This window comes from Streptomyces sp. BK239 (assembly GCF_004217285.1).
GTDB lineage: Bacteria > Actinomycetota > Actinomycetes > Streptomycetales > Streptomycetaceae > Streptomyces.
Genome location: NZ_SHKS01000001.1, coordinates 1,095,944 through 1,121,697 on the forward strand (window position 1 = coordinate 1,095,944; position 25,754 = coordinate 1,121,697).

The window sequence follows — 25,754 nt, forward strand, 5'->3', positions numbered from 1 at the left end:
GGGGGGTTCCACCCCGCGCCCGCGGACGGCACGGTGGACGCAGGGGGCGACGGAGGACGCCGCCCCCTGCGTCCTCCGTCGCCGCCGGCAGGCCGGTGTGCTCCCGAGGAGCCTCACCCGGCCGGCCCCCGTCAGAACGCCCCCGGGACGCCGGGCCGTCAGGATGCCGCCATGGGTATACGCATGCTTCACCGCCGGACGGCCCCCGCACGCGTGCACGCCATGGCCGCCGCGAAGCCGCAGGTCGGCCCCGGGGCGAGGCCCTGGGGGCGACGACCGCTCCCCGGCCTCGCGCCCGGCGCGGTCCGTCCCCGTGTCCCCGTCGCCCTGGCCGCCGAGGTGGCCTCCGCGGCCGTACGACTGGGCCGCCGGGGGCTCGGCCTCCTGGCCCGGGTCAGCCCACGGCGACGGCTACGGGGCGACGTGATGCGCGGATACCTCGCTCTCGTCCTCGGCGCCCTGAGCGCCCTGCGCGGACGCCTCAGGCCCCGCACGGCCCGCCGCCTCACGATCTTCATCGTGGACCTGCCCTCGAGCCCCACCCCTCTCGGCCACAGCTGACCGGTTGTGCCCCCCGCAATCCGGTGCCGTGCCGTGCCGGGGCGGCGGCGACTGCCGTGCCTGGGCCGCGTGCCGGTCGGCCGCGCCCGCCGGGCGTCGTCGTGATGACCTCCCGCGCAGTGGTCCGGCACCGGGCAGCCGCGTCTCGGTGGTCGGGCGTCCGCCTCGCGGGCCCCGCCCCCGCGTTTCGGCCCGTGCCGGGCGGCGGCGACTGCCGCGCCCGGGCCTCGTGCCGGTCGGCCGCGCCCGCCGGGCGTCGTCGTGATGACCTCCCGCGCAGTGGTCCGGCACCGGGCAGCCGCGTCTCCGTTGCCGGGCATCCGCCGCAGCCGCGTCTCCCTTGCCTGGCCACCGCCTGGCCACCCCGGGCCCTCGCCCCCATCCCGGGCGGGCGTCCCTCCGGCCCGCGCACCCGGTCCCCGCGCCCCGGCCCGAGCCGAGCGCTCAGCGGACGCCGACTCCCTCGCGGTGCTGTGTCGGTTCCAGAGGTGCTGGGCGGCGTAGGCGGACCGCCGTGGCGTAGGCGAGGACGCCCAGGAACAGGCCCGCGCCCGTGCCGAAGCAGACGGTCGGGATGATCTCGTACGGTTCGGCCCGGGGTCCCCAGTAATCCCACCAGCGCGTCGCCCGCCGGACCGCCGCGACGACCGCGCAGCCGCCGATCAGGGCCGCCGCCCACCAGCGGTCCCGCTTGGACAGCACGGGTACGCCGAGCGGCTCGGCGGGCGGTGTCCGGCGCAGGGCGGACGTCAGGAACGCGGCGATCGCCACCGCGGCGATCGCCGAACCGCCGTACTGCAGATACCAGTACAGCGGCGAGCCCGCCACCGTCTCGCCCAGCACCGGGAACAGCCGCATGCCCCACCGGTCGAGATGGGTGAACGCGTCCCACACCACGTGCGTCAGCGAACCGAGCACCGCCGACGCGTACCACCGCAGCAGGACGGACGGTGCGACCCGCGCGCGGGGCGCGCCGCAGCGCGTCAGGGCGGCGGTGCGGCCCTGACGGGCCCGGGGCAGCAGTGCCACGAGGGGCTCGCGCACCAGCAGCCACAGCGCCACCAGCGCCCAGGCCACGACCACGTCGACGGTGAACACGCCGGCGAAGGAGTGGGTGACGTCCCCGAACTCCATCGCGCCGTCCAGGACGCTCGCCGCGTAGTAGGTCATGTCGGGAGCGAAGGAGCCCGCCACGAGGACGGCCGGCACCAGCGGACCGCGCCCGCTCCCGTCGGTGCGCATGACGGGCAGCACGGCGGCCGCATGACTCAACGTGAACGGCAACCCGGCTCCCGGTGAAGGTCGTTGCCGGACCGCCCGGCCAGAAGTGCGACGCTGCGACCAGTATGCGGGAAGCCTCCGACAACCCACGCGGGCGTGAGCACTCGGTGAATGGAGGGTTCGAACGGGTGCCGGTGCAAAAGAAGTTGTCGTAGGGTCACCTGGTCGCCTCGCCTGAAGCGCGGTCGAACAGCTGAAGTGATCAGAGCAGGGCGAAACGGTGAATACCGCCCGCGAGGGCAACCGTTTCGGACAGTTGATCGTCCCAACAGGGCGAGCGGAACAAGGCCGTCCCACCAGGGCGGGCGAAACAGACGAACACGGGCGCTCGAGTGTCCACGGGAGGGGCTCACTTCATGTCGGCGCATTTCGGCAGCAGGCTGCGCAAGGGAGCGGTCAACACCACCGTGGCCGCGTTGGCGGTCGCGGCTCTGGCGGCGTCCCAGGCGCCGGACGTCACGGCCGACACGCCGGGCGGACGCACCGCCGCCGACGCCCCGTCAGGAGATGCCGCCACCGAAGGCAACGCCACCGAGGGCAGCGCCACCGGCAACTCGCCGTACTACACGGACCTGCCACCCCTGAACAGCCCGGTCCCCTCGCCCACCCAGAGCACCGGCACCACGCCGACCGGCGCCGCCGGCAGCGAGACCGGCATCCCCGCGACCGTCCTGGACGCCTACAAGAAGGCCGCGGACGCCCTCAAGGCGTCCAAGCCGGGGTGCAACATGCCCTGGCAACTCCTCGCCGCCATCGGCAAGGTGGAGTCCGGGCAGGCCGGCGGCGGCCGTGTCAGCGCCGACGGCACCACCCTCTCGCCCATCCTGGGCCCGGTCCTCAACGGCGTCGGCTTCGCCAACATCAGCGACACCGACCACGGCGCCTACGACAACGACGCCGTCTACGACCGCGCCGTCGGCCCCATGCAGTTCATCCCGTCCACCTGGGCGTGGGCCGGCCGCGACGGCAACGGCGACGGCAAGAAGGACCCCAACAACATCTACGACGCCGCGCTCGCCGCCGGGCACTACCTGTGCCGCTACGACTGGGACATGGCCACCACCTCCGGCCTGCGCAAGGCGATCCTCAGCTACAACAAGTCGACGGAGTACTACAACACCGTCCTGTCGTGGCTGGAGTACTACCGCAAGGGCACGCACGAGATCCCCGACGGCACCGGCGCACTCCCGGGCAACCGCAGCGACGGCGGCGCCGGCAGGGGTACGACGACCCCCTCCCCGTGGTCCCCGTCGCCCACCCGGCCGTCGACCACCACCCCGCCGGCGACGACGCCCCCGGCGACCACCAAGCCCGGCGGCGGCACCACGACGCCGCCCGCCACCCCGCCCCGGAAGCCGACCCCGCCCGCGCCCACGACGCCGACCGACACCGTCGACCACCTGGAGGCGGCGGGCGCCACCAAGCTCACCGCCACGGCGGGCGCCGCGTTCGGCGAGAAGATCAGCGCGCGGGCCGAGACCAAGGCCGGCAAGGGCGTCGGCAAGGTCAGGATCCGCTTCACCGTCACCGGCGGCGACGCCACGTTCACCGGCGGCGAGAGCGTCGCCACGGTCCAGACAGACAGCGCCGGTGTCGCCGTCGCCCCGGCGTTGCGGGCGGGCGAGAAGACCGGGACGTTCACCGTGCGCGCCACGGTCGTGGGCCGCACGGTCCCCGCCGTCCAGTACACGGCCACCGTCGCCGCCCGCGCCGCCGACGCCCTGGCCCGCACCAGCAGCACCGCGCTGACCTGCGTCGCGGGCGGCGAGTTCGCCGACCAGGTCGAGGTGAAGGCCACCTACAAGGGCGCCGCGGCGGGCAAGGTCGCCGCCACCGCCACCCTCGTCGCGGCGGCGGGCGGCACGACCGCGAACGACAAGGGCCCCTACTTCAAGGACGCCGCCGGCAACCGCGTCCGCAGTCTGACGGACCTGCGGACCGACGCAGACGGCCTGCTGAAGCTGCCGAAGCTGTACGCCGACGACAACGCCGGCACGTACCTGCTGAGCGTGACCACCACCGGCGGCGCCACCCTCACCGTCGAACTCACGGTGACGGCGCCCGCGCCGACGACCCCCGACCCGTCCCAAGGCACCCCCGAGCCCTCCGAGGGCACCTCGGACCCGTCCGGCGGCAGCTCGGACCCGTCCGGTGGCACCTCGACCAGCCCGTCCGGCGGCACCTCGAAGACGCCCTCCGGGAGCACCTCGGCGAGCCCCTCCGGATCGGCGTCGACCGGCTCCTGACGCCAACCGCCCCGACACGACGACGGCGTCCCCTCCTCGCGAGCGGGGCGCCGTCGTCGTGTCGGGGCGTGTTCGACGTGTTCTCATCTCGGCCGCCCGTTGCTACGGTGCCCGACCTGACGAACCATCAGGTCCGCTGCCCTCGCCCCGACACCGGCGCGAGGCGGCACACCGCGCCGCGCCGCACACCTTGGGAGGACCGCATGCGCGCTCTGATCGCCGCCGCGTCCGGCCTCGTCCTCGCGCTCGCCCTGGTCCTCGCCGTCACCGCCCTGGGCGCTCCGGCGGGACGGACCTCCCCGGAACCGCTGCTGACGACGGTGCCACCACACCCCTGACCGCCCGGGAGGGAGGCCGAGATGCGACGCAAGGCCGGCCTGGTCCTGCTCGCCCTCGCCGTGTTCTTCGCGGCGCTGTCCCCGCTGCTGCGCTGGTACGCCTTCCCGCGCCTGGCCAAGATCCCGGCCGGGGAGTACCAGACCATGGTCCTCGAGGCGCACGACGCCACCCTCCTCGACTACGGCACCATGACCGCCCGCACCGTCCCCAAGGTCACCATCGTGCAGACCCTCAAGGGCGACGTGGAGGCCTCCGAACGGATCGAGAAGACCGTCGGCCGGGACGTCGTCGTCTGGGACGGCCTGTCCTACGTCCTGGGACCCGACGGCAGGATGGTCTCCAAGGTCCCCGAGCGCTACATCTTCGACGCCCACACCCAGGAACCCGTGCACGCCCCCGGCGAGGCGGTCGACGGCGACCCCGTCCGACGCGAGGGACTGGAGTTCAAGTGGCCGTTCCTGACGGAGAAACGGGACTATGAGTACTTCGACGCGCAGGCCAGGATCACCGCCCCCATCCACTACAAGGGCACCCAGGACTTCCGCGGCGTCGAGGTCTACTACTTCGAGCAGACCGTCCCGTGGACCAAGGTCCCCATGCCCAAGACCATGCCGGTCGCCGGAATCACCCCCGAGACCGTCGCCGCGACCGGCACCACCCGCTGGTACACCACCGTCCGCAGGTTCTGGGTCGAACCCCTCACCGGCGCGCCCGTCTACGGCGAGGAGATCCACAAGGAGGAACTGCGCGGCGGCACCCTGCTCGGCGACCGCGACCGGGTGACGGCGTTCGCCGGGCACGTGAAGATGCGCGAGGACTACATCGAGCACACCGTCGACCTCGTCAAGGCCAACCGCACCGTCGTCCTGCTGATGACCTCCTACCTGCCCCGGGGCTTCCTGTTCCTCGGCGCCGTCCTGCTCGCGCTCGCCCTCTGGCTGGAGGCCCGCGGCCGCCGCCCCGGCGAGCCCGCGCCCGAGGAGCCCGCCGAACCCGAACCGGTCACCGCCTGAGCCGCGCGTTGGTGTGCCGGGTCGGCTCGGCGCCGGCCGGGTCCTGCGGCCACGGATGCTTCGGATACCGGCCGCGCAGTTCCGCCCGTACGCCGTGGTAGCCGTCCTTCCAGAACGACGCGAGGTCCGCCGTGACGGCCGCCGGTCGTCCCGCGGGCGAGAGCAGGTGCACCAGCAGGGGCACCCCCGCGAGCCGCGGCGACTCCTGGAGGCCGAACATCTCCTGGAGCTTGACGGCGAGCACGGGCCGCTCGGGATCGCCGTAGTCGATCCGGATCCTGGACCCGCTGGGCACGGTGATCCGCTCCGGCGCCAGCTCCTCCAGCCGCGCCGCCTCGCCCGACGCCCACGGCAGCAGCCTGGCCAGCGCCTGCCCGGCGTCGATCCGCGTGAGATCGGCGCGCCGCCGGGCCCGGCTCAGCTCCGGCTCCAGCCATTCGCCCACACGCGCGTGCAGCGACGCGTCGGCCACGTCGGGCCACGGTTCGCCCAGGTGCAGCCGCAGGAACGCCAGCCGCTGCCGCAGGCCCTCCGCCTCCGGCGACCAGCGCAGCAACCGGAACCCCTCCTGCCGAAGCCCTTCGAGGAGCGCCTCGCGCACGAGGGCCCCGTCGGCGTCCTTGAGCGGACGGGCCGCGAGCTCCACGGCGCCGAGCCGCTCCACGCGCCGCGCGACGACGTCCCCCTCGGCCCAGTGGACCTCCTCCCGCGCGTCGAGCAGCGCGCCGGCCGCGAACCGCGCCACATCCTCGTCGACCGCCGCCGCGAGCTGGACGCGTGCGTGCCCCTTGCCGAGGGGTCGGTCGGCGACGGCCACGGCGAGCCAGGCGACGCCCCGCAGCGGGGACCCGTCGGGCACCTCGCAGCGGGTGCCGGACACCATCAGGTACGACCCGCCGTCCAGCCTGGCGATCCGCTCCGGGAACGCGAGGGCGGCCACGAGCCCGGCCACCTGATCGTCCCGGGCGTCCTCACCCGACGTCCTGACACCGGCCGGTGAGGGACCGTCGGCGGGCCCCGGGGAGTCCTCCGCGGCGGCGACGGACCGCAGCCGCCGCACCTCCGCACGCCACCTCCCCGCGTAGGCGTCGCCTCCGCGCCGGGCGCGACGCAGGGCGGCCGCGAGATCGTCGCCGTACTCCCGCGGAGCCTCCTCGCTCAGCAGGGCGACCGCCTCCGCCGCCCGCTCGGCCCCCACCAGCGCGGCGCCGTCCAGCAGGGCGCGGCCCAGCCGCGGGTGCAGCCCCAGACGGGACAGCCGCATCCCGCGGTCCGTGGCCCGGCCGCCGCCGTCCACAGCCCCCACCGCCGTCAGCAGACGCCGCGCCGCCGTCATCGCCCCGCCCGGCGGCGGATCCAGCAGCGCGAGCCCCGAGGCGTCGGGATCCCCCCAGCAGGCCGCCTGAAGGGCGAACGCCGTCAGGTCGGCCACCTTGATCTCGGGGGAGGGGAAACGCGGCAGACGCGTGTCCTCCGCCTCCGTCCAGCAGCGGTACACCGTCCCCGGCGCCTCACGTCCCGCGCGTCCGGCCCGCTGCCGCCCGGCCGCCTGCGAGGCCCGCACGGTCGCCAGCGCGCTCAGCCCGCGCGCGTGGTCCACCCGCGGTTCCCGCGCGAGCCCCGAGTCGACGACCACCCGCACCCCGGGGACCGTCAGCGAGGACTCCGCCACCGAGGTGGCCAGCACCACCCGCCGTCGCACGCCCGGCGTCAGCACCGCGTCCTGCACGGCCGCCGGCGCCCGCCCGTGCACCTGGAGCACGTCGACCCCGTCCAGGCCACCGAGCAGCCCCGCCACCCGGGCGATCTCCCCGACGCCGGGTAGGAAGCACAGCACGTCCCCGGACCGCTCGGCCAGCGCCCGCCGCACCACCGACGCGACATGCGCCGGCAGCGCCGGATCGACGCGCATCCCGTGCGGCGGGCGCAGCGGGCGGGCCGGGGGAGCCCAGACCACCTCGACGTCGTACGACGCCCCGTGCGCTTCCACCACCGGCGCACCGCCCAGCAGCCGCGCCCAGCCCGCCGTGTCCGTCGTCGCCGACGCCGCCACCAGCCGCAGATCGGGCCGCAGGGCCGCCCGCACGTCGCACAGGAACGCGGCCGCCGTGTCCGCGTCCAGATGCCGCTCGTGGCACTCGTCGAGCATGACGACGTCGACACCGGTCAGCTCCTGGTCGCGCTGGAGGCGCTGCACCAGCACGCCGGTGGTGACGACCTCCACGCGTGTGTGCCGCCCGACGACCCGCTCGCCGCGCACGGTGTACCCGACGCTTTCGCCGGGCCGCTCGCCCAGCAGCCACGCCATCCGCCGGGCCGCGGCCCGCGCCGCGATCCGCCGGGGTTCGGCCACCACGACCCGCCGGGCCGTGGCTCCGCCCAGCAGGCCCGCCAGCGCGAGCGGCACCAGCGTCGTCTTGCCGGTGCCCGGCGGCGCGGCCAGTACGGCGACGCCGGGCCCGTCCAGGGCGTCGGTCAGGGCGGGCAGGGCGGCCCGCACGGGCAGCGCGTCCAGGGCGTCGTCACGGATCACGCCCCCAGTGTCGTACGCCCGGGGAAGCTCCCGCGTACGCCCGCACGCGCGCGTGCGGAGGGTCTAGAGGGTCTACAGGAGGGCCGCTTCAGTCCCGTTCGCAGACGAAGACGGCCGTGCCCGGGATCAGGTTTCCGCGCAGCGGGGACCAGCCGCCCCACTCCGAGGTGTTCCAGGACGGCCACTCCGGCTCGACCAGGTCGACCAGGCGGAAGCCGGACGCCACGATGTCGCGGACGCGGTCGCCGAGCGTCCTGTGGTGCTCCACGTACACCGCCTGGCCGTCCTCGCCCTGCTCGACGTAGGGCGTGCGGTCGAAGTAGGAGGCGGAGACCGACAACCCCTCGGGGCCGGGCTCGTCGGGGAAGGCCCAGCGGACCGGATGCGTGACGGAGAAGACGAAGCGGCCGCCCGGGCGCAGCACCCGGCGCAGCTCGCCCAGCACCAGCCGGGGGTCCGCCACGAACGGCAGCGCGCCGTACGCCGAGCACGCCAGGTCGAAGGAGGCGTCCGCGAAGGGCAGCGCGCCCGCGTCCGCGCACACCAGCGGGAACGACCCGCCGATGCGCAGCGCGTGCTGGAGCTGGCGGTGGGAGAGGTCCAGGGCGACCGGCCGGGCCCCCTGGGCGGCCAGCCAGCGCGAGCACTGGGCGGCGCCGGCGCCGATCTCCAGCACCTCCTTGCCCTTCAGCTCCTCGGCCGGGCCCAGCAGCTCGGCCTCCACCTCGTCGAGGCCCTCGGGGCACCACACGAAGCGGTCGTCGCCCAGGAACGTGCCGTGCTCGGTCTGGTAGTCGTCGGCGTTGCGGTCCCACCAGCCGCGATTGGCCCGGGAACTCTCCGTGACGTCGGCGTCGCGCCGGGTGGCTTCCGGTTCGAACGCATCGGGCTCTTGGATGATCTGCTCCCTCGTCGTACTCTTCCGTTCATCCCGTCAGGGACGTGTCGCGGAAGAGGTCTTTCCGGCCTGTCCGGCCTCGCAGGACGTTTCTTGTGCCGGGATTGCGGCGTTGTGCCCCGGGTGTGCGCCTTCGCGCATTGACCCTGCCCGGCTGCCCCCGTATGCTACAAGTTGCGCTGCGGGCCTGCGCACCTCAGACGTAGCAGGCTGCGCTCGCATCTGTCGTATGTCCCCTCGGTTGTCGAGGCGTCATCACCGGTTCACCGGTGGGGCGCTTCCTAGGCTGTCCGGCTTCTTCAGAGCGATACGGGCTCCCGGCGTAGCAGTACCTACGACTTCAATGTCCGTACCGGAGCCCTTTCCCACATGACGAGCAGCACCGAGACCACCGCCACCACCCCGCAGGTTGCGGTCAACGACATCGGTAACGAGGAAGCCTTCCTCGCCGCGATCGACGAGACGATCAAGTACTTCAACGACGGCGACATCGTCGACGGCGTCATCGTGAAGGTCGACCGGGACGAGGTCCTGCTCGACATCGGTTACAAGACCGAAGGTGTCATCCCGAGCCGCGAGCTCTCGATCAAGCACGACGTCGACCCCAACGAGGTCGTCGCCGTCGGTGACGAGATCGAGGCCCTGGTCCTCCAGAAGGAGGACAAGGAAGGCCGCCTGATCCTCTCGAAGAAGCGCGCCCAGTACGAGCGTGCCTGGGGCACCATCGAGAAGATCAAGGAAGAAGACGGCATCGTCACCGGTACCGTCATCGAGGTCGTCAAGGGTGGCCTCATCCTCGACATCGGCCTGCGCGGCTTCCTCCCGGCCTCCCTGGTCGAGATGCGCCGTGTCCGCGACCTCCAGCCCTACGTGGGCAAGGAGCTCGAGGCGAAGATCATCGAGCTGGACAAGAACCGCAACAACGTGGTCCTGTCCCGCCGTGCCTGGCTGGAGCAGACCCAGTCCGAGGTCCGCCAGACGTTCCTCACGACCCTCCAGAAGGGTCAGGTCCGTTCCGGTGTGGTCTCCTCGATCGTCAACTTCGGTGCCTTCGTGGACCTGGGTGGCGTCGACGGTCTGGTCCACGTCTCCGAGCTGTCCTGGAAGCACATCGACCACCCCTCCGAGGTCGTCGAGGTCGGCCAGGAGGTCACGGTCGAGGTCCTCGACGTCGACATGGACCGCGAGCGTGTCTCCCTGTCGCTGAAGGCGACTCAGGAAGACCCGTGGCAGCAGTTCGCCCGCACCCACCAGATCGGCCAGGTCGTGCCCGGCAAGGTCACGAAGCTGGTTCCGTTCGGTGCGTTCGTCCGCGTGGACGAGGGCATCGAGGGTCTGGTCCACATCTCCGAGCTGGCCGAGCGCCACGTGGAGATCCCGGAGCAGGTCGTCCAGGTCAACGACGAGATCTTCGTCAAGGTCATCGACATCGACCTCGAGCGTCGCCGCATCAGCCTCTCGCTGAAGCAGGCCAACGAGGCCTTCGGCGCCGACCCGTCCACGGTCGAGTTCGACCCGACCCTGTACGGCATGGCCGCGTCCTACGACGACCAGGGCAACTACATCTACCCCGAGGGCTTCGACCCCGAGACCAACGACTGGCTCGAGGGCTACGAGACCCAGCGCGAGGCGTGGGAGCACCAGTACGCCGAGGCGCAGACCCGCTTCGAGCAGCACCAGCAGCAGGTCATCAAGTCCCGCGAGGCGGACGAGAAGGCCGCTGCCGAGGGCGGCGAAGCCGCGGGTGCGGCCCCGGCCGCGGGCGGTGGCTCGTACTCCTCCGAGGGTGCGGACACCTCCGGTGCGCTCGCCTCGGACGAGGCGCTCGCCGCTCTGCGCGAGAAGCTCGCCGGCGGTCAGAGCTGACGCCCGACTGAGCACCAGCTCCTGACTGAGGGGCCGTACCTTCCGGGGTACGGCCCCTCAGCCGTTGCCGAAGGGAGACGTGCCGGCCGGGACAGATCCACGTGATCATGGCCCGGAGTGGGAATGCCCCTGTCCTCACGCGTGTTGACGAAGAGGGAACACGAGGAGGAGCGGTCCAAGTGCTTGATCCGCAGGGTTTGTACGCATGGGAGCCGAAGGGGCTGGCCGTCGTCGACATGGCGCTCGCCCAGGAGTCGGCCGGACTGGTCATGCTCTACCACTTCGACGGATACATCGACGCGGGGGAGACCGGCGACCAGATCGTCGACGGGATCCTCGACGCGCTGCCCCACCAGGTCGTCGCCCGCTTCGACCACGACCGGCTGGTGGACTACCGGGCCCGCCGCCCGCTGCTGACCTTCAAGCGCGACCGGTGGACCGACTACGAGGACCCCGCCATCGAGGTGCGGCTCGTCCAGGACACCACCGGCGCCCCGTTCCTGCTGCTGTCCGGCCCCGAGCCGGACGTGGAGTGGGAGCGCTTCGCCGTCGCCGTCCGGCAGATCGTCGAGCGGCTCGGCGTCCGCCTGTCCGTGAACTTCCACGGCATCCCCATGGGCGTCCCGCACACCCGCCCCGTCGGCCTCACCCCGCACGGCAACCGCACGGACCTCGTCCCGGGCCACCGCAGCCCCTTCGACGAGGCGCAGGTCCCCGGCAGCGCCGAGGCGCTCGTCGAGTACCGCCTGATGGAAGCCGGCCACGACGTCCTCGGCATCGCCGCGCACGTCCCGCACTACATCGCCCGCTCCCCCTACCCGGACGCCGCCCTCACCGTCCTGGAGGCTCTCACCGCCGCCACCGGACTGGTCCTGCCGGGCATCGCGCACTCCCTGCGCAACGACGCCCACCGCACCCAGACCGAGATCGACCGGCAGATCCAGGAGGGCGACGAGGAGCTCACCGCCCTCGTCCAGGGCCTGGAGCACCAGTACGACGCCGCCGCGGGCGCCGAGACCCGGGGCAACATGCTCGCCGAGCCCGTGGACATCCCCTCGGCCGACGAGATCGGGCGGGAGTTCGAGAAGTTCCTCGCGGAGCGGGAGGGCGAGGGCTGAGCCCCGCCCGGCACCGGAGTGCGGCGCCGGGCCCGGAGGTGGATACCGGGAGCGCCGGGTGCGCTGTCGGTGGCAGGCCGTAAGCTGCACGACATGCTGAAAGTGGGCCTGACCGGGGGCATCGGCGCCGGCAAGAGCGAGGTGTCACGGCTGCTGGTGGAGTGCGGCGCCGTGCTGATCGACGCGGACCGCATCGCGCGCGAGGTCGTCGCGCCCGGCACCCCGGGCCTCGCCGCGATCGTCGAGACCTTCGGGGAGGGCGTGCTCGCGGCGGACGGCAGCCTCGACCGCCCCCGGCTCGGCTCCCTCGTCTTCGCCGACCCGGACAAGCTCGCCGCGCTCAACGCCGTCGTGCACCCCCTGGTCGGAGCCCGCTCCGCCGAACTGGAGGCCGCCGCGCCCGTGGACGCCGTCGTCGTCCACGATGTCCCGCTCCTCACCGAGAACGGCCTCGCACCCCTCTACGACGTCGTGGTGGTCGTCGACGCCGCCCCCGAGACCCAGCTCGACCGCCTGGTCCGCCTGCGCGGCATGACCGAGGACGACGCACGCGCACGCATGGCGGCCCAGGCGACGCGGGAGCAGCGCCGGGAGATCGCCGACGTCGTCATCGACAACGACGTCCCGCTGGCCGAGCTGAGAGCGCGCGTGAAGGACGTGTGGGCCGGCCTGGAGCGCCGGGCACGCACCGCCTGAGGCCTCTCCACGGCTCCGTTGCCCCGGAATAGCGGGAGTCGCCCGACGCGTTGAACGCGTGCAGCGAGGGAAGGAATTTTCCGTGCCCGAAACCAGCGGTTCGACCGGACGAACTCCGGAGACGCATGTCATCGACTTCCGTGCCGCCGAGCAACTGCTCGCCGCACGGGACCCGCGGGGCGCGGTGAAGCTGCTCGACGGCGTCATCGCCGCCTACCCCGAGAACACGGCGGCCCGGCTGCTGCGCGCGCGTGCCTTCTTCGCCGCCGCACAGCTGCGGCCGGCCGAACTCGAGTTCACGATCGTCCTGGAGCGCGAGCCGGACAACGCGTTCGCCCACTTCGCGCTCGCCCGCACCTACGAGCGGCAAGGGCGGGGCGACCAGGCCAAACGCCACTTCCGGCTGGCCGCCGCGCTCGACCCCAACCCTCAGTACCTGAAAGCGGCGCGCTTCGACTCCTGAGGGCCCGCACGGCCCCCCGCCGCGCCGCCCGCCGGACGGTGTCACGGGTGCCGGTGTTCCGGCGGCGGATACGGCGGGATGTCGCGGCCCGGCTGGTAGTGGGGCCCCTGGCGCAGATGCCGCACGATCATCGTCAGGTCGACGGTGACCACCAGCCACAGCACCCCGCAGGCGGCGGCCCACCCCGGCCGCCCGGCGAGCGCGAACGCGACCGTGCCGAAGGCCGCCCACAGCAGCCCCCACACGGTCAGCCACAACCGCATCCTCAGCGGACTGCGGGCTGTCGCCGGCTCACTGCCTGTACGCATCGCATCATCACTCCTCCTGTGAAACGTACTCTTCGCTTCCGGCGTTCTCCAGGAGAGCGGTGATCGCGAAGAGGGGGGTCAGATCCGTGCTGTTCCCGGATACCGACGAGCTGGCCGAGGTGCTCCTCGACCTCGGAGTACCGCACCAGGACATCGACGAGCCGGTCCGGCTGAGCCGGCGGGTGACCGGCGACGCCGGGATCCGGGCCTTCCTGGAGAAGGCGGTGGCGGAACTCGTGGAGGGCATGGGGGAGGTCCGCGGCGGAGCCGACGTGCCCGGCCTCCCCGGCGCGTCCGGAGCCCTCGCCCGGTTCTTCCCGCTGTACGTGCTCGTCGGCGCGCTGCCCCACGCCCGCGCCCACCACCGGAAGCTGGGCGTCCCGGAGGAGGTCTCCCGGCGCACGCTCGCCGACGTCGGCCGCGCGGTCGCGCTGCACCGCAGGTGGCACGGCACGGGCGGCATCCTGTCGGCCCGCTGGCTGTCCCTGCACCTGCGGGGCGAGCTGTACCAGCTGGGACGGCTCCAGTTCCAGCGGTCGCGGATCGACCGGCGCACGAGCGACTCGATCGCGGCGGCGGGCCTCGCCGCCGGGCTCGACGACCCCGCTCTGAGCGTCCATGTGCCCGACTTCATGGGCCCGTTGTCGCCGCGTGCCTGCGACCGCTCCCTGGATCTCGCCCGGGACTTCTTCGCCCGGCACCACCCCGAACAGCCCTACTCGGTGGCGACCTGCTCCTCCTGGCTGCTCGATCCCCAGCTGAAGCGGTACCTGCCCGGCGACTCCAACATCGTCCGGTTCCAGGAACGGTTCCGGCTGCGCGAGGAGCCGGCCGAACCGGAGGACATGACGCCCGTCCGCTTCGTCTTCGGCACCACCGACGTGCCGCTGGAGCGGCTCCCGCGCCGGACCGTCCTGCACCGGGCGGTCCTCGACCATCTGCGGGACGGGGGGCACTGGTACGTCAGAACGGGATGGCTGTCCCTCTGACGAGTGATCGGCGCGCGAACGGGAACGGCGCGGCGGGGGCGGGGCGTTGGGCGGGTATGACACTCGGAACGCGTGAGGGGCACGAAGGGACGGGCCCCGGGGCCATCACTCCGGACGGCTGTGCGGTGGAGTTCTACAGCCGGCTGCCCGTGCGGGACGAACCCGACATCATCGCCGCGGCGGTGCCGGCGGGGGCGCACATCCTGGAGCTGGGCAGCGGCGTGGGGCGCGTGACCCACGCGCTGCTGGAGCGCGGGTTCACGGTCACGGCGGTGGACGAGTCCCCCGAGATGCTCGACCGGGTGAGAGGAGCGCGCACGATATGCGGCCCCATCGAGGAGCTCGACCTCGGGGAGACGTTCGACGTGGTGATGCTCGCTTCGTTCCTCGTGCACAGCGGGGACGTCGAGGTGCGGCGCGGGTTGCTGCGCACCTGTGTGCGGCATGTCGCGGCCGGCGGGTGCGTGCTGATCCAGCGGGAGGGCGAGGACTACCACACCGACCTGCCCCGTGAACGCGTCGATCCGACCGGGTTCACCGTGCGCATCGTCTCCGCCGAGCCCGTCGGCGACGGGGTCAACGCGGTGCGCGCGGAGTACGTGTTCCCGGACGCGGTCTGGACGCAGACGTTCCGCTCCCGGCCGCTGACCCGGGAACAGTTCGAGGACGCGCTGGGGGAGGCGGGACTGAGAGTGGACCGGTATCTGACGGAGGATCGGATATGGGTGCGGGCGGTGCCGGAGGCGCGGCCGGTGCGGCGGAGTGAGAAGGCGCGGTGAAAGGCGGAGCGAAAAGAGTCGCCCGACGGCGATGAGTCCGGGGCCCGGGGCCGGTCTGCCTCTCTGACAACACAGACGGACCGCTTCCCTTCAGGAGAACCCCATGTCCGAGACCACCGCTTCCGCCGCCTCCCCCGCCTCCTCCGCTTCCCCCGGTTCCGTCGTCTCCCAGGGCACCGGTCGGCGGCGGGCCGCCCGGATCGCGCTGCGCGGACTTCAGGTGCTGCTCGCCCTCTTCTACGGGCTCGCGAGCGCGCTGCCGAAGCTGATCGCGCATCCGACGGCGTCCGAGGCGTTCGACGAGATGGGCTGGGGCAGCGCGGGCATGTACGCGATCGGCGTCCTCGAACTGGCCGGAGCGGTGGCTTTGTTGGTGCCGGTTCTGCAGTCGGTGGCGGCGGTGGCGCTGGGCGCGCTGATGGTCGGCGCGTTCGTCGTGCAGGTCGCCGTGTTCGACGGACAGAACGCGGCGACCCCGCTGATCCTGCTCGTCCCTCTGGCCCTGATCGCCTGGACGCGGCGCGGCTCCAACGCCGATCTGCTGCGGCTCGTGCGACGCGGGGCGTGAACGGCCCCGTGCGGTGGGGTCGTACGGTGGGGGCATGGACGCCCTCGCCGAACTGGACCGGCGCATCGCGGACTGCCGGGCCTGCCCCCGGCTGGTGGACTGGCGCGAGGAGGTGGCCCGCACCAAGCGGGCCGCCTTCGCGGACTGGACGTACTGGGGTCGCCCCGTGCCCGGCTTCGGTCCGCCCGACGCCCGTCTGCTGATCGTCGGGCTCGCCCCGGCCGCGCACGGAGGCAACCGCACCGGCCGCATGTTCACCGGTGACCGCTCCGGGGACGTGCTCTACCGGGCGCTGTACGACGTGGGGCTGGCCTCGCAGCCGACGTCGGTGTCCGCCGGGGACGGGCTGGCCCTGCACGGCGTGCGTGTGACGTCGCCGGTGCACTGCGCGCCGCCGGCCAACAAGCCCACCCCGGGGGAACGGGACACCTGCCGGCCCTGGCTGGTCCAGGAACTGCGGCTGCTGCGGCCGACGCTGCGGGCGGTCGTCGTGCTGGGCGCGTTCGGGTGGCAGGCGGCGCTGCCGGCGTTCACCGAGGCCGGCTGGTCCGTGCCCCGCCCGCGACCGGCGTTCGCCCACGGGAAGCGGGTGGAGCTGGGCGGCCTCGACCTCTTCGGCTGCTTCCATGTGAGCCAGCGCAACACCTTCACCGGGCGGCTCACCCCCGAGATGCTGAGGGACGTCCTGCGGACGGCGGCGACAGCCGCGGGACTGCCGTAGGAGCCCAGGAGCTCTCACCCGGGCCCCTCCCCGCCGCTGACGCGTCCGCAGGATCCGCGGCGACAGGGTGACGGTCAGACGACGCGGGCTGCGGCGAGCGGCCGCTGCGACACCGGGTAGGCGTTGTCCTTGTGGGTGTTGACGCTCCACCGGTACCGGGAGAACTCCCCCGTGGCCTGCGAGGCGTAGAACATCATGTGACCGATGCCCACCCCTTCGTGGTTCTCCTCCTTCACGAGGCTGACCATGCGGGTGTCGGGATACTTCGGGTAGTTGGTCAGCGCGTACACGCCGTGCGGCTCAGCCGTGCAGTCGACGACCTCGACGGCGTACTGCGTCTCACCGGCGAAGTCCGCGACCCCGGTGAAGACGCCCTTGACCTCGCGGACCATGACGATGTGCCCGGTGTTGCCCTCGACCTCGCCCCGGTAGTCCACCGCGACGAGGTCGCCCGGCTGGAGGTCGGTGACCTTGCGGATCAGCTGGAAGCGGGGGCCCGCGGTGCCGGCCGCGAAGGCCTGCCGGTAGTCGGCGGCCTCGGGGATCCGGTCCTGGAAGTACTGGGTGAAGTAGGCGTCGGACGCCCACCCGTAGGTGTGCCGGAGCACCCAGGTGACGAAGGACGAGCAGCGGGCCTTGGCGATCCAGCTGGTCAGGTCGTCGGGGGTGCCCCAGGTGACCGTCGAGGGGGAGCCGATCAGGTAGCGGTTGTTCTCGGCCGCCTGCCGGCCGCTGACGAGGAAGACCTCGGCCGCGCTCAGCGCGCGGCCGTAGGCGCGGACGTCGTCCACGGCGCCCTTGAAGTGGTTCACGTACGCGCCGTTCCACCGGGCGCGGCCCACGTTGAAACCCTCGGACGCGGCCCAGGAGAGGGTCGCGTCCGTGCTGCCCTCCAGGGTGCCGTTCACGTACAGGTGGACGCGGGAGCCGTCCCAGACGCCGGTCAGATGGGTCCACCGGCCCGGCTCGGGGGCGGTGGTGGACAGGGCGGAGATCTTGGCGCTCTGGTCCTCGCCGCGGACCTTGAACGCCCACTTGCCGGCGCTGTCGTCGTACTGGAGCAGGAAGCGGCTGCAGGCGGCCCCGTCCTGGCTGACCGCGGTGTACATGGACGTCAGGGCGGCGTCGTTCGCGAGGCGGACCCAGGCCGAGACGGTGAAGGGGGCCGTGGTGTCCAGCACGGACGCGGTGGCCGCGTGGCCGCCGTCGAGGCTGAGTTCGCCGCCGGCCCGCAGGGCCGACCAGCTCGCGCCCGCACCGAGGGTGAGTGGCCGGCCCAGCCCGGAGCGGTCCGCGCCGGAGCCGTCCAGCGGCCAGTGGCCGGCCAGGCCGCCCGGCAGATAGCCGGCCGCGAGCAGCCGCTGGTACTGCACCATCCGCTCCGCCTCGGCGAGGTGCGGCACGCCGACCGGCGTGAACGGGGTGCCGAGCGGGGCGTCGGCCACGGCGGCCCCCGCCCCGCCCAGCACGCCGGTCATCGCGCCCGCCCCCACGAGCGCGGCACCGCTCAACAGCCCACGTCTGCCGACCATGCAGGTTCTCCCCATCCCGTCCACCGAGTCATCCCCCTCGAACCCGTGCCCGAAGGGCCGAGTGAGTCTAGACGTCCGAAGGGACGCGGGGCGCGCGCATTTCGGGGGCGCCCGCGCGGGAGTTGCGTTCATAAAGAACGCGGGATTCGGGGCGGGTGTCACCTCGTCGCAACGTGAGCGGCCCTGGATTCCCGCAGTCCGGGCCGTACCGTGGATACACAGCTCAGCCCCCCGCCCCGGTCGCCGTCGCCCGAAGGCACGCCCCGCCCTCGACCGACAGGAGCTCCGTGTCCCCGCGCCCGCCCCTTCCCGTTCGCGTACGCGCCGCTCTGCCGCCCTGGCTCGCTCACGCCCTGCGCGCGCAGGGCGGACCCGTGCCGTGGAGCGCCGTCGTGCGCGGGGCGCTCGCCGCGGGGCCGCTGCTGCTGGTCGCGGTGCTCGCCGACCGGGTCTCCCTCGGGGTGGTCGCCGCCGTCGCCGCCATGCTCGCCGGCATCAACGACCGGCCCGGCAGCCGGCGCGCCTCGGTGCGGCGGCTCGGAGCGCCCGCGCTGGCGGGAGCGGCCGGGCTGCTCGTCGGGACGTACGCCGGCGAGCACGTCGGGGCGGTCGCGCTGACGTTCGTGTTCACCGCGCTGGGGCTGCTCGCCGGCGGGATCAGCGCCATCGGGCCGGTCGCCTCGGGGGCCGGCACCCAGCTTCTCGTCGCCGCGGCGATCGGGGCGGGGATGCCGCTGCCCGACAGCGGCTGGGTGCGCGCCCTCGCCTTCCTCGCCGGCGCCGGCTGGCTGCTCGTGCTGCGGCTCGTCCTGCCCACGCCCGGCGCGCTGGCCGGCGACTTCCGCCGCGTGCCGCGAGGGGAGGGAGACTCCCGCCCCGGAAGGCGCGGCGCCTTCCGCCCCGGATCCCGCCTCGACTTCCGTTTCGACGGGGAGCGGGCCGCCGTCGCCGACGTGTACGACGCCGTCGCCGAGCTGCTGGACGCGACCGGCACCGAGGACGCCCTGGCCCGTCGCGCGGCCCTGACCGCCGCCCTCGACCACGCGCAGGACTCCCTGGCCGGGCCCAGGTTGCGGCGGTACGCCAGCTCCGCCGCCGAACGGCGCCTGCACGCGCAGTACGCAGCCGCGCTGCCCCTCGCGGAGGCGGCGACCGCCCTCGCCTGGGCCGGCGAACCCCTCACCGAGCGGGCCTCCGAGGGCCCCCGCCGTCTGGCCGCCGCCGTACGCGGCAACGCGTCCACCGGGCCGCTCCCCGCGCCCTCCCGGTCGGCGCCCGGGCTGCGGGCCCTGGACGACGCCCTGCTGCGGGCCGCCGACGCCTTCGACCAGGGCGGCGGGGGCGATCTGCACACGCGGCGGCGTGGCGTGCGGGACCTGCTGCGGACCGTCTTCGGGGTCGGCGGACGGGAGTACGGGATGCGGGTCGCCCTCTGCTTCGGGGCGAGCGCGGCCATCGCCCAGGGCCTGTACCACTCGCACTGGTACGGGCAGCACACGCACTGGTACTGGCTTCCCGCCACCGCCGTCTTCCTGGTCAAGCCCGACCTCGGGCCGCTGGTGTCCCGCGTGCTGTGCCGGGCCGCCGGAACCGTCCTCGGCGCGCTGCTCTTCGCCGGGTTCGCCGCCGTGCTGCCCCGCCCGGAGGGACTCGTGGCGCTGGTCGCTCTCTGCGGGGCGCTCATACCGGTCTCCACCCGGCATTTCGCCGCGCAGACCTCCGTCGTCACCGTCCTCGTCCTGGCCCTCGTCATGGTCGGCGGAGAACCCCAGGCCTCCGTCAGCCGTATCGCGGAGACCCTGCTCGCGTGCGCGATCGTGCTGATCGTGGGGCACCTGCCGATGCCGGGGGAGCGCGGCGGGCAGGTGCAGGCCCGGCTCACCGCCGCCGCGACCGCCGCGCACGCCTACCTCGTCCACGTGCTCGACGGCCCCGACACCCGCGACGGCGTCAACACTCCCTACGGAACTGACCACTCCGGTGACGCCCACACCCTCCCGAACGCCGCCGGCACCGGCAGTGCGCTTCAGGCCCCCGACCGCTCCGACGTCCGCGCCGTCCGCTGGACCCTGCGCCGCGAGGCCTACCGCACGCTCGCCGAGGCCCGGACCGCCATCGCCCTCTCCGCCGCCGAACTGCCCGCCCTCGCCCGGCACACGGAGGGCGCCGACGCGATCGCCGCGCTCCTCGAACGGCTCGTCGACACGACCACCGCCTGCGCGGTCCACCTCGACGAGACCGGAAGCCTCAGCAGCCGACAAAGCGGACAACTCGCCGAACTGCTCCAGGAACTGTCGGAGCACCGGGACCGCCTCGGGCTGCCGGCGGGGGACCCGCCGGGGCCGACTGTCGCCGTGTGAGGCGGACCGGAGACGGATCGCGAAGGGTGATCTTTCCGGTGCGCAATGTGCTCGTCATGTTCGCGAAGTGACCGGATCCTCACGGTCCGCACCGAGCGCGTGTCGAGTACGTCTCAGTACCGTCACCGCGCGAGGCGTTTCCGCTCCGGACAGCGTTAACTCCTACAAGTACAACGCTTCCTGGAGGTGCGAGATGGTGAACGGGCGAACCGTGCTCGAACGCTTTCCCGCGGGAGGGCCGCGGGGATCGTGGCCGGCCGAGGAGTTCGCGCACGCGCGGCGCATGGAGGGGCTGGCCGCCGAGGTCGTCATGGACCTCGCGACGGACACGTTCCTGGTGGTCGTCCGGGGCGGCGACGTCACGGAGTGACGGCGTCCCGCACGGACGCGCCGCGGCCCCGGCCCGCCTGCCGGGCGGGCGGGTGCGCCGCGGCCGGGGGGTTCGCGAACTGCTCCGCCTGGAGCGCGTACAGCTCCGCGTAGACACCGCCGCCGGCCAGCAGCTCCTCGGGGGTGCCCGACTCCACGAGCCGGCCCTGCTCCAGGACGTGCACCAGGTCCGCGTGGCGCACCGACGCCAGCCGGTGCGTGATCAGCACGACCGTCTGGCCGCTGTCCGCCAGGGCGCGGATCTTCTCGAACACCTCCAGCTCCGCCCGCGCGTCCAGGGCAGCCGTCGGCTCGTCCACGATCAGGATGCGCCCGCGCCGGTACGCGGCCCGCGCGATGCCCAGCCGCTGCCACTGGCCCCCGGACAGCTCGTGCCCGCCGCTGAAGTGCCGGGCGAGCAGGGTGTCCAGGCCGCGCGGCAGGTCGGCGACCACGTCCTCGGCGCCCGCCTCCCCGATCGCGGCCGTCAGCCGGTCCTCGGTCAGCGGCGCGGAGGACCGGCCCACCGCGACATTGACCCGGGCCGTGAACGGCCACCGCTTGAAGTCCTGGGCCACCATCGCGATCCGCTCGGCCAGCAACCGCCGGTCCGCGCCGGCCGCGTCGACGCCGTCCCACAGGATCCGCCCCCGGTCCGGCTGGTACAGGCCCGCCAGCAGCTTCACCAGGGTCGTCTTGCCCGAACCGTTCTCGCCGACGAGGGCGACGATCCGGCCCAGGGGCAGGGTGAGGCTGACGTCGTCGAGGGCGGGGCGCGCCGACTCCCCCGGATAGCCGAAGGTGACGTTCTCGAAGCGGATCTCGCGGGGGTCCTCGGGCAGGGCGGCCCCGCCCCGCGGGATCGCCCGTTCTGCGGCCTCCCCGTACAGGCGTTGCAGATCGCCCACGAACAGGGCCTCCTCGTGGAGCTGATTGATCTCCAGGACGAGCGTGTTCAGGCTGGTGGAACCGCTGCGGATGGCGATCACGGCCGTGCCCGCCACCGCCAGCGCCATCGTCCCCGTGAGCAGCAGCCCGCCGAGCGTGGCGTACGTCGCGACCGTCGCGAGGCCGGTCCAGGCCGCCGCGAACAGCCCGGTGCGGGCCGCGAGGCGGGCGAGGCGCGCCTGTTCCGCCTCCGCGGTCTCCGACATCGCGCGGAAGTGCCGCAGCAGGAAGGGGCCGACTCCGTGCACACGGATCTCCGGGGCGGCCTCCGGCTCGGTGAGCAGACTCGCGATGAGATGCCCCGCGCGCGCGTGCTGCACCCACGTGTGGAAGGACTCGTACCGGCGCCGGGCGTTGACCAGGGCGCTCCAGGCGCTGGGCAGCGTCATCGTGACGAGCAGCGGCAGCAGCAGCGGATGCAGCACGGTCAGCACGCCGGCCGCCGCGACCAGCGAGATCATCGCGTTCACCACACGCGTCCCGTGGCTGATCATGTAGCGGCTGGACCGGGCGCCGTACTGCGCGGTGTCCAGCAGTTTGTGGAAGGCGTGGTCCTCGATCGCGGACAGCTCCACCGCCGCCGCGCGTTCCAGGTACAGCTCGGTCGCCACCCGCTCCACCTTGGGCTCCAGACGACCGGTGGCGTACGTCGACGCGGCCCGCAGCACCGCCCCGACCAGCAGCACGGCGGCCATGACGGTCAGCGCGGGGACGGCGCCGCGCAGCCGGTCCTCGATCGCGCCGGCGCCCACCAGCCGGCCCAGGATCGTGTTCACCGCGAGCAGGCCCACGGCCTCGGCCACACCCCGGCCCACCTCGGCGCCCACGACGATCCCGGCGGCCCGCGGGTCGGCCTGCCGGGCCAGCCGGAGGCTGACGCCCAGGAGTGCGGGCAGCCGGCTGACCATGGCCCGGAAGTCCAGCTCCAGGAACGCCTCCTGGTGCTGGTTCCAGCCGGTGTCGTAGCGGAGCGGGCCGCCGAACAGCAGCTCCTCCGACTCGGAGACATCGCGCCCGTCCGCACCGCGCGCCTTCGGTTTCCCCGGCGGCTTCGCCTTCCGCACCGTCGACCTCCCCCGATCGTGGGCAAGTGGCCACTATCGCGGCACGGGCCGCCCGAGGGCAGGGCGCGAGGCGGGGGAGGAGGCGCGCGCGGGTGTGCGCCCGGGGCGCCGCCCGGGTACGAGGACGCCTCGACGCGCGCTGCACCCCGGGAGACGTCAGCAGGTCGCGGCGTCCCCGGTCACGCGGTGACCGGGCGGGACCAGGCCGGCGCGGTGCCCGTGAGGCGGCACAGCGTCAGATAGAGGGGTATCGGCGGGGTGTACGGGAGTATCCCGTCGGGCCGGTGGACGAGCGCGGGGGACCGCGGGGCGTCCCCGAGGAGCGCGCCCGTGGCGTAGTGCGCGGGCGCGGGCCACTCCAGGGCGTGGTCGGAGTCGGCCGGGACCAGCCACCACCAGTGCGTCTCGTCGGCGTACACGCAGCCCACAAGCGGCAGCCGGGGCATGACCAGCGGGCCCAGGCGGGCCGGGGCGGCGACGGCGTCGCAGCCCAGCGGAGCCGTCATGCCGTCGGGCACGGCGAGCCGGCCGGGCTTCCGCGCGGGCTCGCCCCGGGCGCGCCGGAGCCGCACGAGCGTGGCGAGGCCGATGGCGGGAGCCCCACGGCGCAGGGCGCTCACGCGGGATCCCGGTCGGGGTCCCGCTCGCGGCCGAACGAACCCGCCAGAGGCTGCGCCGCCCCCGCCGCCGGCTGAAGCCGGGCGGTCGCGCCGTCCCCGCCGGGAGCGCGCTCGCTCATCCCCGCCGGGATCTCCGTCTCCGGTGTACGGCGGCGCTGCTGGGCGACGACGGGGAGGGGGCGTGTCTGCGGGGAGGGGTGCGGCCACCGGGCGCGCACGGTCTTCCAGCCGGGCGCCTCGAAACTCTGCGAGCCGTGCTGCGCCTGGCGGCCCGGGTGGCCCTGCCGGCCCGCGGGGGACTGCTCGCCGTGCTCGGCGGCGTCCTCGTCGTCCCGTGGACCGCCCGCCGACCCGGGCTTCGGGCGGGTGCCCCAGCCGAGGTCGTCGCGCGGCGCGTCGTGGCCGGCGTCGGGATCGTCGGTGCGGGCGAAGCCCGTGTCGGCGACGTCGAGGGTGAGATCCGCGGCCACCGCGAGCGTGGGGCAGAGCTCGCCGGAGGTGTCGTCGTCCGCGTCCTCGGGGTGGCGCGGCAGGTCGGCCCAGACGAGCAGACCGGGGCCGCAGTCCTCGACCCCCCACGCGCGACACAGGGCGTCGACGAGGAACAGTCCTCTGCCGTGCTCCTCGTGCGGGCGTTGCGGGGACGGGAGCGGCTCGCCGGGAGCGCAGCCCTCGTCGCGCACGGCGATGCGCACGAGGTCGTCGCCGTCCTGCAGCTCGCAGACGACGACGCCGCTCGCGGTGTGCACGACGGCGTTGGTGACCAGCTCGGATATGACCAGGGCGGCCGTGTCGCAGGTGTCCTCGCACACCGACCAGCCGGTGAGCCGTTCCCGCGCCAGGCGTCTGGCCCGGGCCGGAGAGCCCGGATGGGCGGCCAGCTCGAATCGGAACCGGCGCTCGGCGGCGGCCTGGTCAGGGCCTGCCCCCTCGGCGGCACCGAGACCCTGGGGGCGGCCTGCGGCGTCTGTTCCTAAAGGCGCGGACGGAATCACGCCTGCCACTATCGCCCCGCCATGAACACTTGGCAAGTGTCACTCTGAAAAATGCAGAGTGCTGTGTGAGGCGGTGAGACGCCGTGGCACACTGCTCGCAACAGCACATGGAACGGCGCCAGTCGCGATCACCGGAGATCCGTACGCACGCGTACGCAGCCTCGCATCGGTCTTCGCACGGCGCCGTAAGGCTGTCAGGGATCTCTTCCGTGACCGGCCGGTCGGGCCGAGCGTGGCTCAAGTGACCGCCCGGCCCGTGCTCTTCGTGGAGGTGGAGCGTGAGCGAACCGCGGTCCGCGCCGACGGTGGGGCAGGTCGTCCTGGGCCGGCGCCTGCTGGACCTGCGGGAGCGCGCGGGCCTCCGACGCGAGGAAGCCGCCCGCATCCTCCGCGTCGCCCCCGCCACGGTCCGCCGCATGGAGACGGCCGAGGTCGGGCTCAAGATCCCCTACCTGCAACTGCTGCTCAAGGCGTACGGGGTGAGCGACGACGAGGCCGAGGGCTTCGTCCGGCTGGCCGAGGAGGCCAACCGGCCGGGCTGGTGGCAGCGGTTCCACGACGTGCTGCCCGGCTGGTTCTCCATGCACGTCAGCCTGGAGGGCGCGGCCTCCCTCATCCGCCAGTACGAGCCGCACTTCATCCCCGGACTGCTCCAGACCGAGGACTACGCGCGCGGCGTCCTGACCTCGGGGGCCGTCGGCCAGGCCCGGCCGGAGGACATCGAGCGCCTCGTCGACCTGCGGATGCGCCGCCAGGACCTGCTCACACGCCCGGACGCGCCCCGCCTGTGGGTCGTCATGGACGAGACCGTGCTGCGCCGCCCCGTCGGCTGCCCGGAGGTGATGCGCGCGCAGATCGGCACACTGATCGACGCCACTAGGCTCCCGAACGTGACCCTCCAGGTCGCCCCGTTCGCGAACGGGCCGCACCCCGGCACCTACGGGCCCTTCGTGCTCTTCCGATTCGCCGTGCCGGAACTCCCGGACATGGTCTACAGCGAGTACCTGACCGGCGCCGTCTACCTGGACGCGCGCACCGAGGTGGCCACCCACCTCGAGGTCATGGACCGCATGGCGGCGCAGGCCGCCACCGCACATCGCACGAAGGAGATCCTCGAGGATCTCCGCAAGGAGCTGTGAATGGATCGCATCAAGCCGCGCGAACGGGTCTACAACGGCATGCCCGCGCGGGACTTGGGCAGCGAGGGCTGGCACAAGCCGTGGAGCGGCGGCAACGGCGGGAACTGCCTGGAGGCGATGAAGCTCGCCGACGGCCGGATCGCCGTCCGCCAGTCCACCGACCCCGACGGTCCGGCGCTGATCTACACCACCGACGAGATGACGGCCTTCATCGAGGGCGCCAAGGCGGGGAAGGCGGACTTCCTGCTGTCCTGACCCGATCTCGCCCTTGCCTGCCCTTCGACTGTCCTTCTGATTCTCAACTTCCCTGTTTCTGGTGCTTACTTGATCACCCACTGCGTCTTACGG

The 25,754-nt window shown here is 73.6% G+C and carries 24 protein-coding genes; 16 read left to right on the forward strand and 8 right to left on the reverse strand.

What is annotated here, in order from left to right; genetic code table 11:
* The first annotated feature begins 171 nt into the window (after nucleotides 1-171).
* Nucleotides 172-561 carry a hypothetical protein gene (locus tag EV567_RS04790; RefSeq protein WP_130437303.1) on the forward strand — a complete coding sequence of 130 codons (390 nt, stop codon included), beginning with the start codon at nucleotides 172-174 and terminating at the stop codon, nucleotides 559-561.
* 444 nt (nucleotides 562-1,005) lie between these two features.
* Here EV567_RS04790 and EV567_RS04795 read toward each other — a convergent pair whose 3' ends face one another.
* The gene (locus EV567_RS04795) at nucleotides 1,006-1,845 is read right to left on the reverse strand and encodes a DUF4184 family protein (protein WP_130437304.1); all 840 of its coding nucleotides are present in this window, start codon (nucleotides 1,843-1,845) and stop codon (nucleotides 1,006-1,008) included.
* 353 nt (nucleotides 1,846-2,198) lie between these two features.
* Here EV567_RS04795 and EV567_RS04800 point away from each other — a divergent pair, with 353 nt between their 5' ends.
* From EV567_RS04800 to EV567_RS04810, 3 genes are all read left to right on the forward strand, one after another.
* Nucleotides 2,199-4,088: a lytic transglycosylase domain-containing protein gene (locus EV567_RS04800; protein ID WP_130437305.1), complete on the forward strand. Its 1,890-nt coding sequence runs from the start codon at nucleotides 2,199-2,201 to the stop codon at nucleotides 4,086-4,088.
* A 203-nt stretch (nucleotides 4,089-4,291) separates the two neighbouring features.
* Nucleotides 4,292-4,426: an SPW_0924 family protein gene (locus EV567_RS04805; protein ID WP_130437306.1), complete on the forward strand. Its 135-nt coding sequence runs from the start codon at nucleotides 4,292-4,294 to the stop codon at nucleotides 4,424-4,426.
* Nucleotides 4,427-4,447: 21 nt separating this feature from the next.
* The gene (locus tag EV567_RS04810) at nucleotides 4,448-5,440 is read left to right on the forward strand and encodes a DUF3068 domain-containing protein (protein ID WP_130437307.1); all 993 of its coding nucleotides are present in this window, start codon (nucleotides 4,448-4,450) and stop codon (nucleotides 5,438-5,440) included.
* Here the strand turns inward: EV567_RS04810 and hrpB are convergent.
* Nucleotides 5,430-7,973 (reverse strand): ATP-dependent helicase HrpB, encoded by a 2,544-nt coding sequence (gene hrpB, locus EV567_RS04815; RefSeq protein WP_130437308.1) that lies wholly within the window; start codon nucleotides 7,971-7,973, stop codon nucleotides 5,430-5,432. The genes EV567_RS04810 and hrpB overlap by 11 nt on opposite strands.
* Nucleotides 7,974-8,061: 88 nt before the next feature.
* Nucleotides 8,062-8,874 carry a class I SAM-dependent methyltransferase gene (locus tag EV567_RS04820; RefSeq protein ID WP_130437309.1) on the reverse strand — a complete coding sequence of 271 codons (813 nt, stop codon included), beginning with the start codon at nucleotides 8,872-8,874 and terminating at the stop codon, nucleotides 8,062-8,064.
* A gap of 366 nt (nucleotides 8,875-9,240) precedes the next feature.
* Between EV567_RS04820 and rpsA the strand changes: the two genes are divergently transcribed.
* From rpsA to EV567_RS04840, 4 genes are all read left to right on the forward strand, one after another.
* Nucleotides 9,241-10,737 carry a 30S ribosomal protein S1 gene (gene rpsA / locus EV567_RS04825; RefSeq protein ID WP_130437310.1) on the forward strand — a complete coding sequence of 499 codons (1,497 nt, stop codon included), beginning with the start codon at nucleotides 9,241-9,243 and terminating at the stop codon, nucleotides 10,735-10,737.
* A gap of 179 nt (nucleotides 10,738-10,916) precedes the next feature.
* A complete protein-coding gene (locus EV567_RS04830) occupies nucleotides 10,917-11,855 on the forward strand; it encodes a PAC2 family protein (protein ID WP_130437311.1) in 939 nt (312 codons plus the stop codon).
* A gap of 93 nt (nucleotides 11,856-11,948) precedes the next feature.
* Nucleotides 11,949-12,551, forward strand: coding sequence for a dephospho-CoA kinase (gene coaE / locus EV567_RS04835; protein ID WP_130437312.1), 603 nt, complete (start codon nucleotides 11,949-11,951; stop codon nucleotides 12,549-12,551).
* 82 nt (nucleotides 12,552-12,633) lie between these two features.
* Nucleotides 12,634-13,014, forward strand: a complete 381-nt coding sequence (locus tag EV567_RS04840) for a M48 family metallopeptidase (protein WP_130437313.1) — start codon at nucleotides 12,634-12,636, stop codon at nucleotides 13,012-13,014.
* Nucleotides 13,015-13,055: 41 nt separating this feature from the next.
* Here the strand turns inward: EV567_RS04840 and EV567_RS04845 are convergent, their stop codons facing one another.
* Complete coding sequence (locus EV567_RS04845; protein WP_130437314.1) at nucleotides 13,056-13,322, reverse strand: DUF6343 family protein; 267 nt, start codon at nucleotides 13,320-13,322, stop codon at nucleotides 13,056-13,058.
* A gap of 89 nt (nucleotides 13,323-13,411) precedes the next feature.
* Here EV567_RS04845 and EV567_RS04850 point away from each other — a divergent pair, with 89 nt between their 5' ends.
* The 4 genes from EV567_RS04850 to EV567_RS04865 all read left to right on the forward strand — a co-directional run bounded on the left by EV567_RS04850 (nucleotide 13,412) and on the right by EV567_RS04865 (nucleotide 16,379).
* A complete protein-coding gene (locus EV567_RS04850) occupies nucleotides 13,412-14,311 on the forward strand; it encodes an acyltransferase domain-containing protein (protein ID WP_130437578.1) in 900 nt (299 codons plus the stop codon).
* Nucleotides 14,312-14,367: 56 nt separating this feature from the next.
* Nucleotides 14,368-15,090, forward strand: a complete 723-nt coding sequence (locus EV567_RS04855) for a bifunctional 2-polyprenyl-6-hydroxyphenol methylase/3-demethylubiquinol 3-O-methyltransferase UbiG (protein WP_130437315.1) — start codon at nucleotides 14,368-14,370, stop codon at nucleotides 15,088-15,090.
* Between the two features lie 103 nt (nucleotides 15,091-15,193).
* Nucleotides 15,194-15,658, forward strand: a complete 465-nt coding sequence (locus EV567_RS04860; RefSeq protein ID WP_130437316.1) for a DoxX family protein — start codon at nucleotides 15,194-15,196, stop codon at nucleotides 15,656-15,658.
* Nucleotides 15,659-15,692: 34 nt separating this feature from the next.
* Nucleotides 15,693-16,379, forward strand: a complete 687-nt coding sequence (locus EV567_RS04865; protein WP_130437317.1) for a uracil-DNA glycosylase — start codon at nucleotides 15,693-15,695, stop codon at nucleotides 16,377-16,379.
* A gap of 74 nt (nucleotides 16,380-16,453) precedes the next feature.
* On the opposite strand, the gene EV567_RS04870 is transcribed toward EV567_RS04865, so the two are convergent.
* Nucleotides 16,454-17,911, reverse strand: coding sequence for a LamG domain-containing protein (locus tag EV567_RS04870; RefSeq protein ID WP_130437318.1), 1,458 nt, complete (start codon nucleotides 17,909-17,911; stop codon nucleotides 16,454-16,456).
* A gap of 287 nt (nucleotides 17,912-18,198) precedes the next feature.
* Here EV567_RS04870 and EV567_RS04875 point away from each other — a divergent pair, with 287 nt between their 5' ends.
* The gene (locus EV567_RS04875; protein WP_130437319.1) at nucleotides 18,199-20,271 is read left to right on the forward strand and encodes an FUSC family protein; all 2,073 of its coding nucleotides are present in this window, start codon (nucleotides 18,199-18,201) and stop codon (nucleotides 20,269-20,271) included.
* Nucleotides 20,272-20,464: 193 nt separating this feature from the next.
* Nucleotides 20,465-20,641 carry a hypothetical protein gene (locus tag EV567_RS27770; protein ID WP_165430301.1) on the forward strand — a complete coding sequence of 59 codons (177 nt, stop codon included), beginning with the start codon at nucleotides 20,465-20,467 and terminating at the stop codon, nucleotides 20,639-20,641.
* Here EV567_RS27770 and EV567_RS04880 read toward each other — a convergent pair.
* The 3 genes from EV567_RS04880 to EV567_RS28565 form a co-directional block, all read right to left on the reverse strand.
* Complete coding sequence (locus EV567_RS04880) at nucleotides 20,631-22,652, reverse strand: ABC transporter ATP-binding protein (protein ID WP_130437320.1); 2,022 nt, start codon at nucleotides 22,650-22,652, stop codon at nucleotides 20,631-20,633. The two genes, EV567_RS27770 and EV567_RS04880, sit on opposite strands and share 11 nt — an antisense overlap.
* A 179-nt stretch (nucleotides 22,653-22,831) precedes the next feature.
* The gene (locus tag EV567_RS04885) at nucleotides 22,832-23,272 is read right to left on the reverse strand and encodes a hypothetical protein (protein WP_207228671.1); all 441 of its coding nucleotides are present in this window, start codon (nucleotides 23,270-23,272) and stop codon (nucleotides 22,832-22,834) included.
* Nucleotides 23,269-24,267, reverse strand: coding sequence for an ATP-binding protein (locus tag EV567_RS28565; RefSeq protein ID WP_407071563.1), 999 nt, complete (start codon nucleotides 24,265-24,267; stop codon nucleotides 23,269-23,271). Before EV567_RS28565 ends, EV567_RS04885 begins: the two co-directional genes overlap by 4 nt.
* Nucleotides 24,268-24,545: 278 nt before the next feature.
* On the opposite strand from EV567_RS28565, the gene EV567_RS04895 reads away from it, so the two are divergent.
* Together EV567_RS04895 and EV567_RS04900 are read left to right on the forward strand one after the other, a co-directional pair.
* A complete protein-coding gene (locus EV567_RS04895) occupies nucleotides 24,546-25,406 on the forward strand; it encodes a helix-turn-helix transcriptional regulator (RefSeq protein WP_130437321.1) in 861 nt (286 codons plus the stop codon).
* Entirely contained in the window at nucleotides 25,407-25,661 is a 255-nt protein-coding gene (locus EV567_RS04900) for a DUF397 domain-containing protein (RefSeq protein WP_130437322.1), read from the forward strand.
* The last annotated feature ends 93 nt before the right edge of the window (nucleotides 25,662-25,754 follow it).

What these genes read in the sequence shown, in the direction of transcription:
- EV567_RS04865 (WP_130437317.1), top strand. Translation starts at nt 15,693, where the DNA reads ATGGACGCCCTCGCCGAACTGGACCGGCGCATCGCGGACTGCCGGGCC.
- EV567_RS04805 (WP_130437306.1), top strand. Translation starts at nt 4,292, where the DNA reads ATGCGCGCTCTGATCGCCGCCGCGTCCGGCCTCGTCCTCGCGCTCGCC.
- EV567_RS04855 (WP_130437315.1), top strand. Translation starts at nt 14,368, where the DNA reads ATGACACTCGGAACGCGTGAGGGGCACGAAGGGACGGGCCCCGGGGCC.
- rpsA (WP_130437310.1), top strand. Translation starts at nt 9,241, where the DNA reads ATGACGAGCAGCACCGAGACCACCGCCACCACCCCGCAGGTTGCGGTC.
- EV567_RS04790 (WP_130437303.1), top strand. Translation starts at nt 172, where the DNA reads ATGGGTATACGCATGCTTCACCGCCGGACGGCCCCCGCACGCGTGCAC.
- EV567_RS04810 (WP_130437307.1), top strand. Translation starts at nt 4,448, where the DNA reads ATGCGACGCAAGGCCGGCCTGGTCCTGCTCGCCCTCGCCGTGTTCTTC.
- EV567_RS04800 (WP_130437305.1), top strand. Translation starts at nt 2,199, where the DNA reads ATGTCGGCGCATTTCGGCAGCAGGCTGCGCAAGGGAGCGGTCAACACC.
- EV567_RS04860 (WP_130437316.1), top strand. Translation starts at nt 15,194, where the DNA reads ATGTCCGAGACCACCGCTTCCGCCGCCTCCCCCGCCTCCTCCGCTTCC.
- EV567_RS04845 (WP_130437314.1), bottom strand. Translation starts at nt 13,322, where the DNA reads ATGCGTACAGGCAGTGAGCCGGCGACAGCCCGCAGTCCGCTGAGGATG.
- EV567_RS27770 (WP_165430301.1), top strand. Translation starts at nt 20,465, where the DNA reads ATGGTGAACGGGCGAACCGTGCTCGAACGCTTTCCCGCGGGAGGGCCG.
- coaE (WP_130437312.1), top strand. Translation starts at nt 11,949, where the DNA reads ATGCTGAAAGTGGGCCTGACCGGGGGCATCGGCGCCGGCAAGAGCGAG.
- EV567_RS04900 (WP_130437322.1), top strand. Translation starts at nt 25,407, where the DNA reads ATGGATCGCATCAAGCCGCGCGAACGGGTCTACAACGGCATGCCCGCG.
- EV567_RS04870 (WP_130437318.1), bottom strand. Translation starts at nt 17,911, where the DNA reads ATGGTCGGCAGACGTGGGCTGTTGAGCGGTGCCGCGCTCGTGGGGGCG.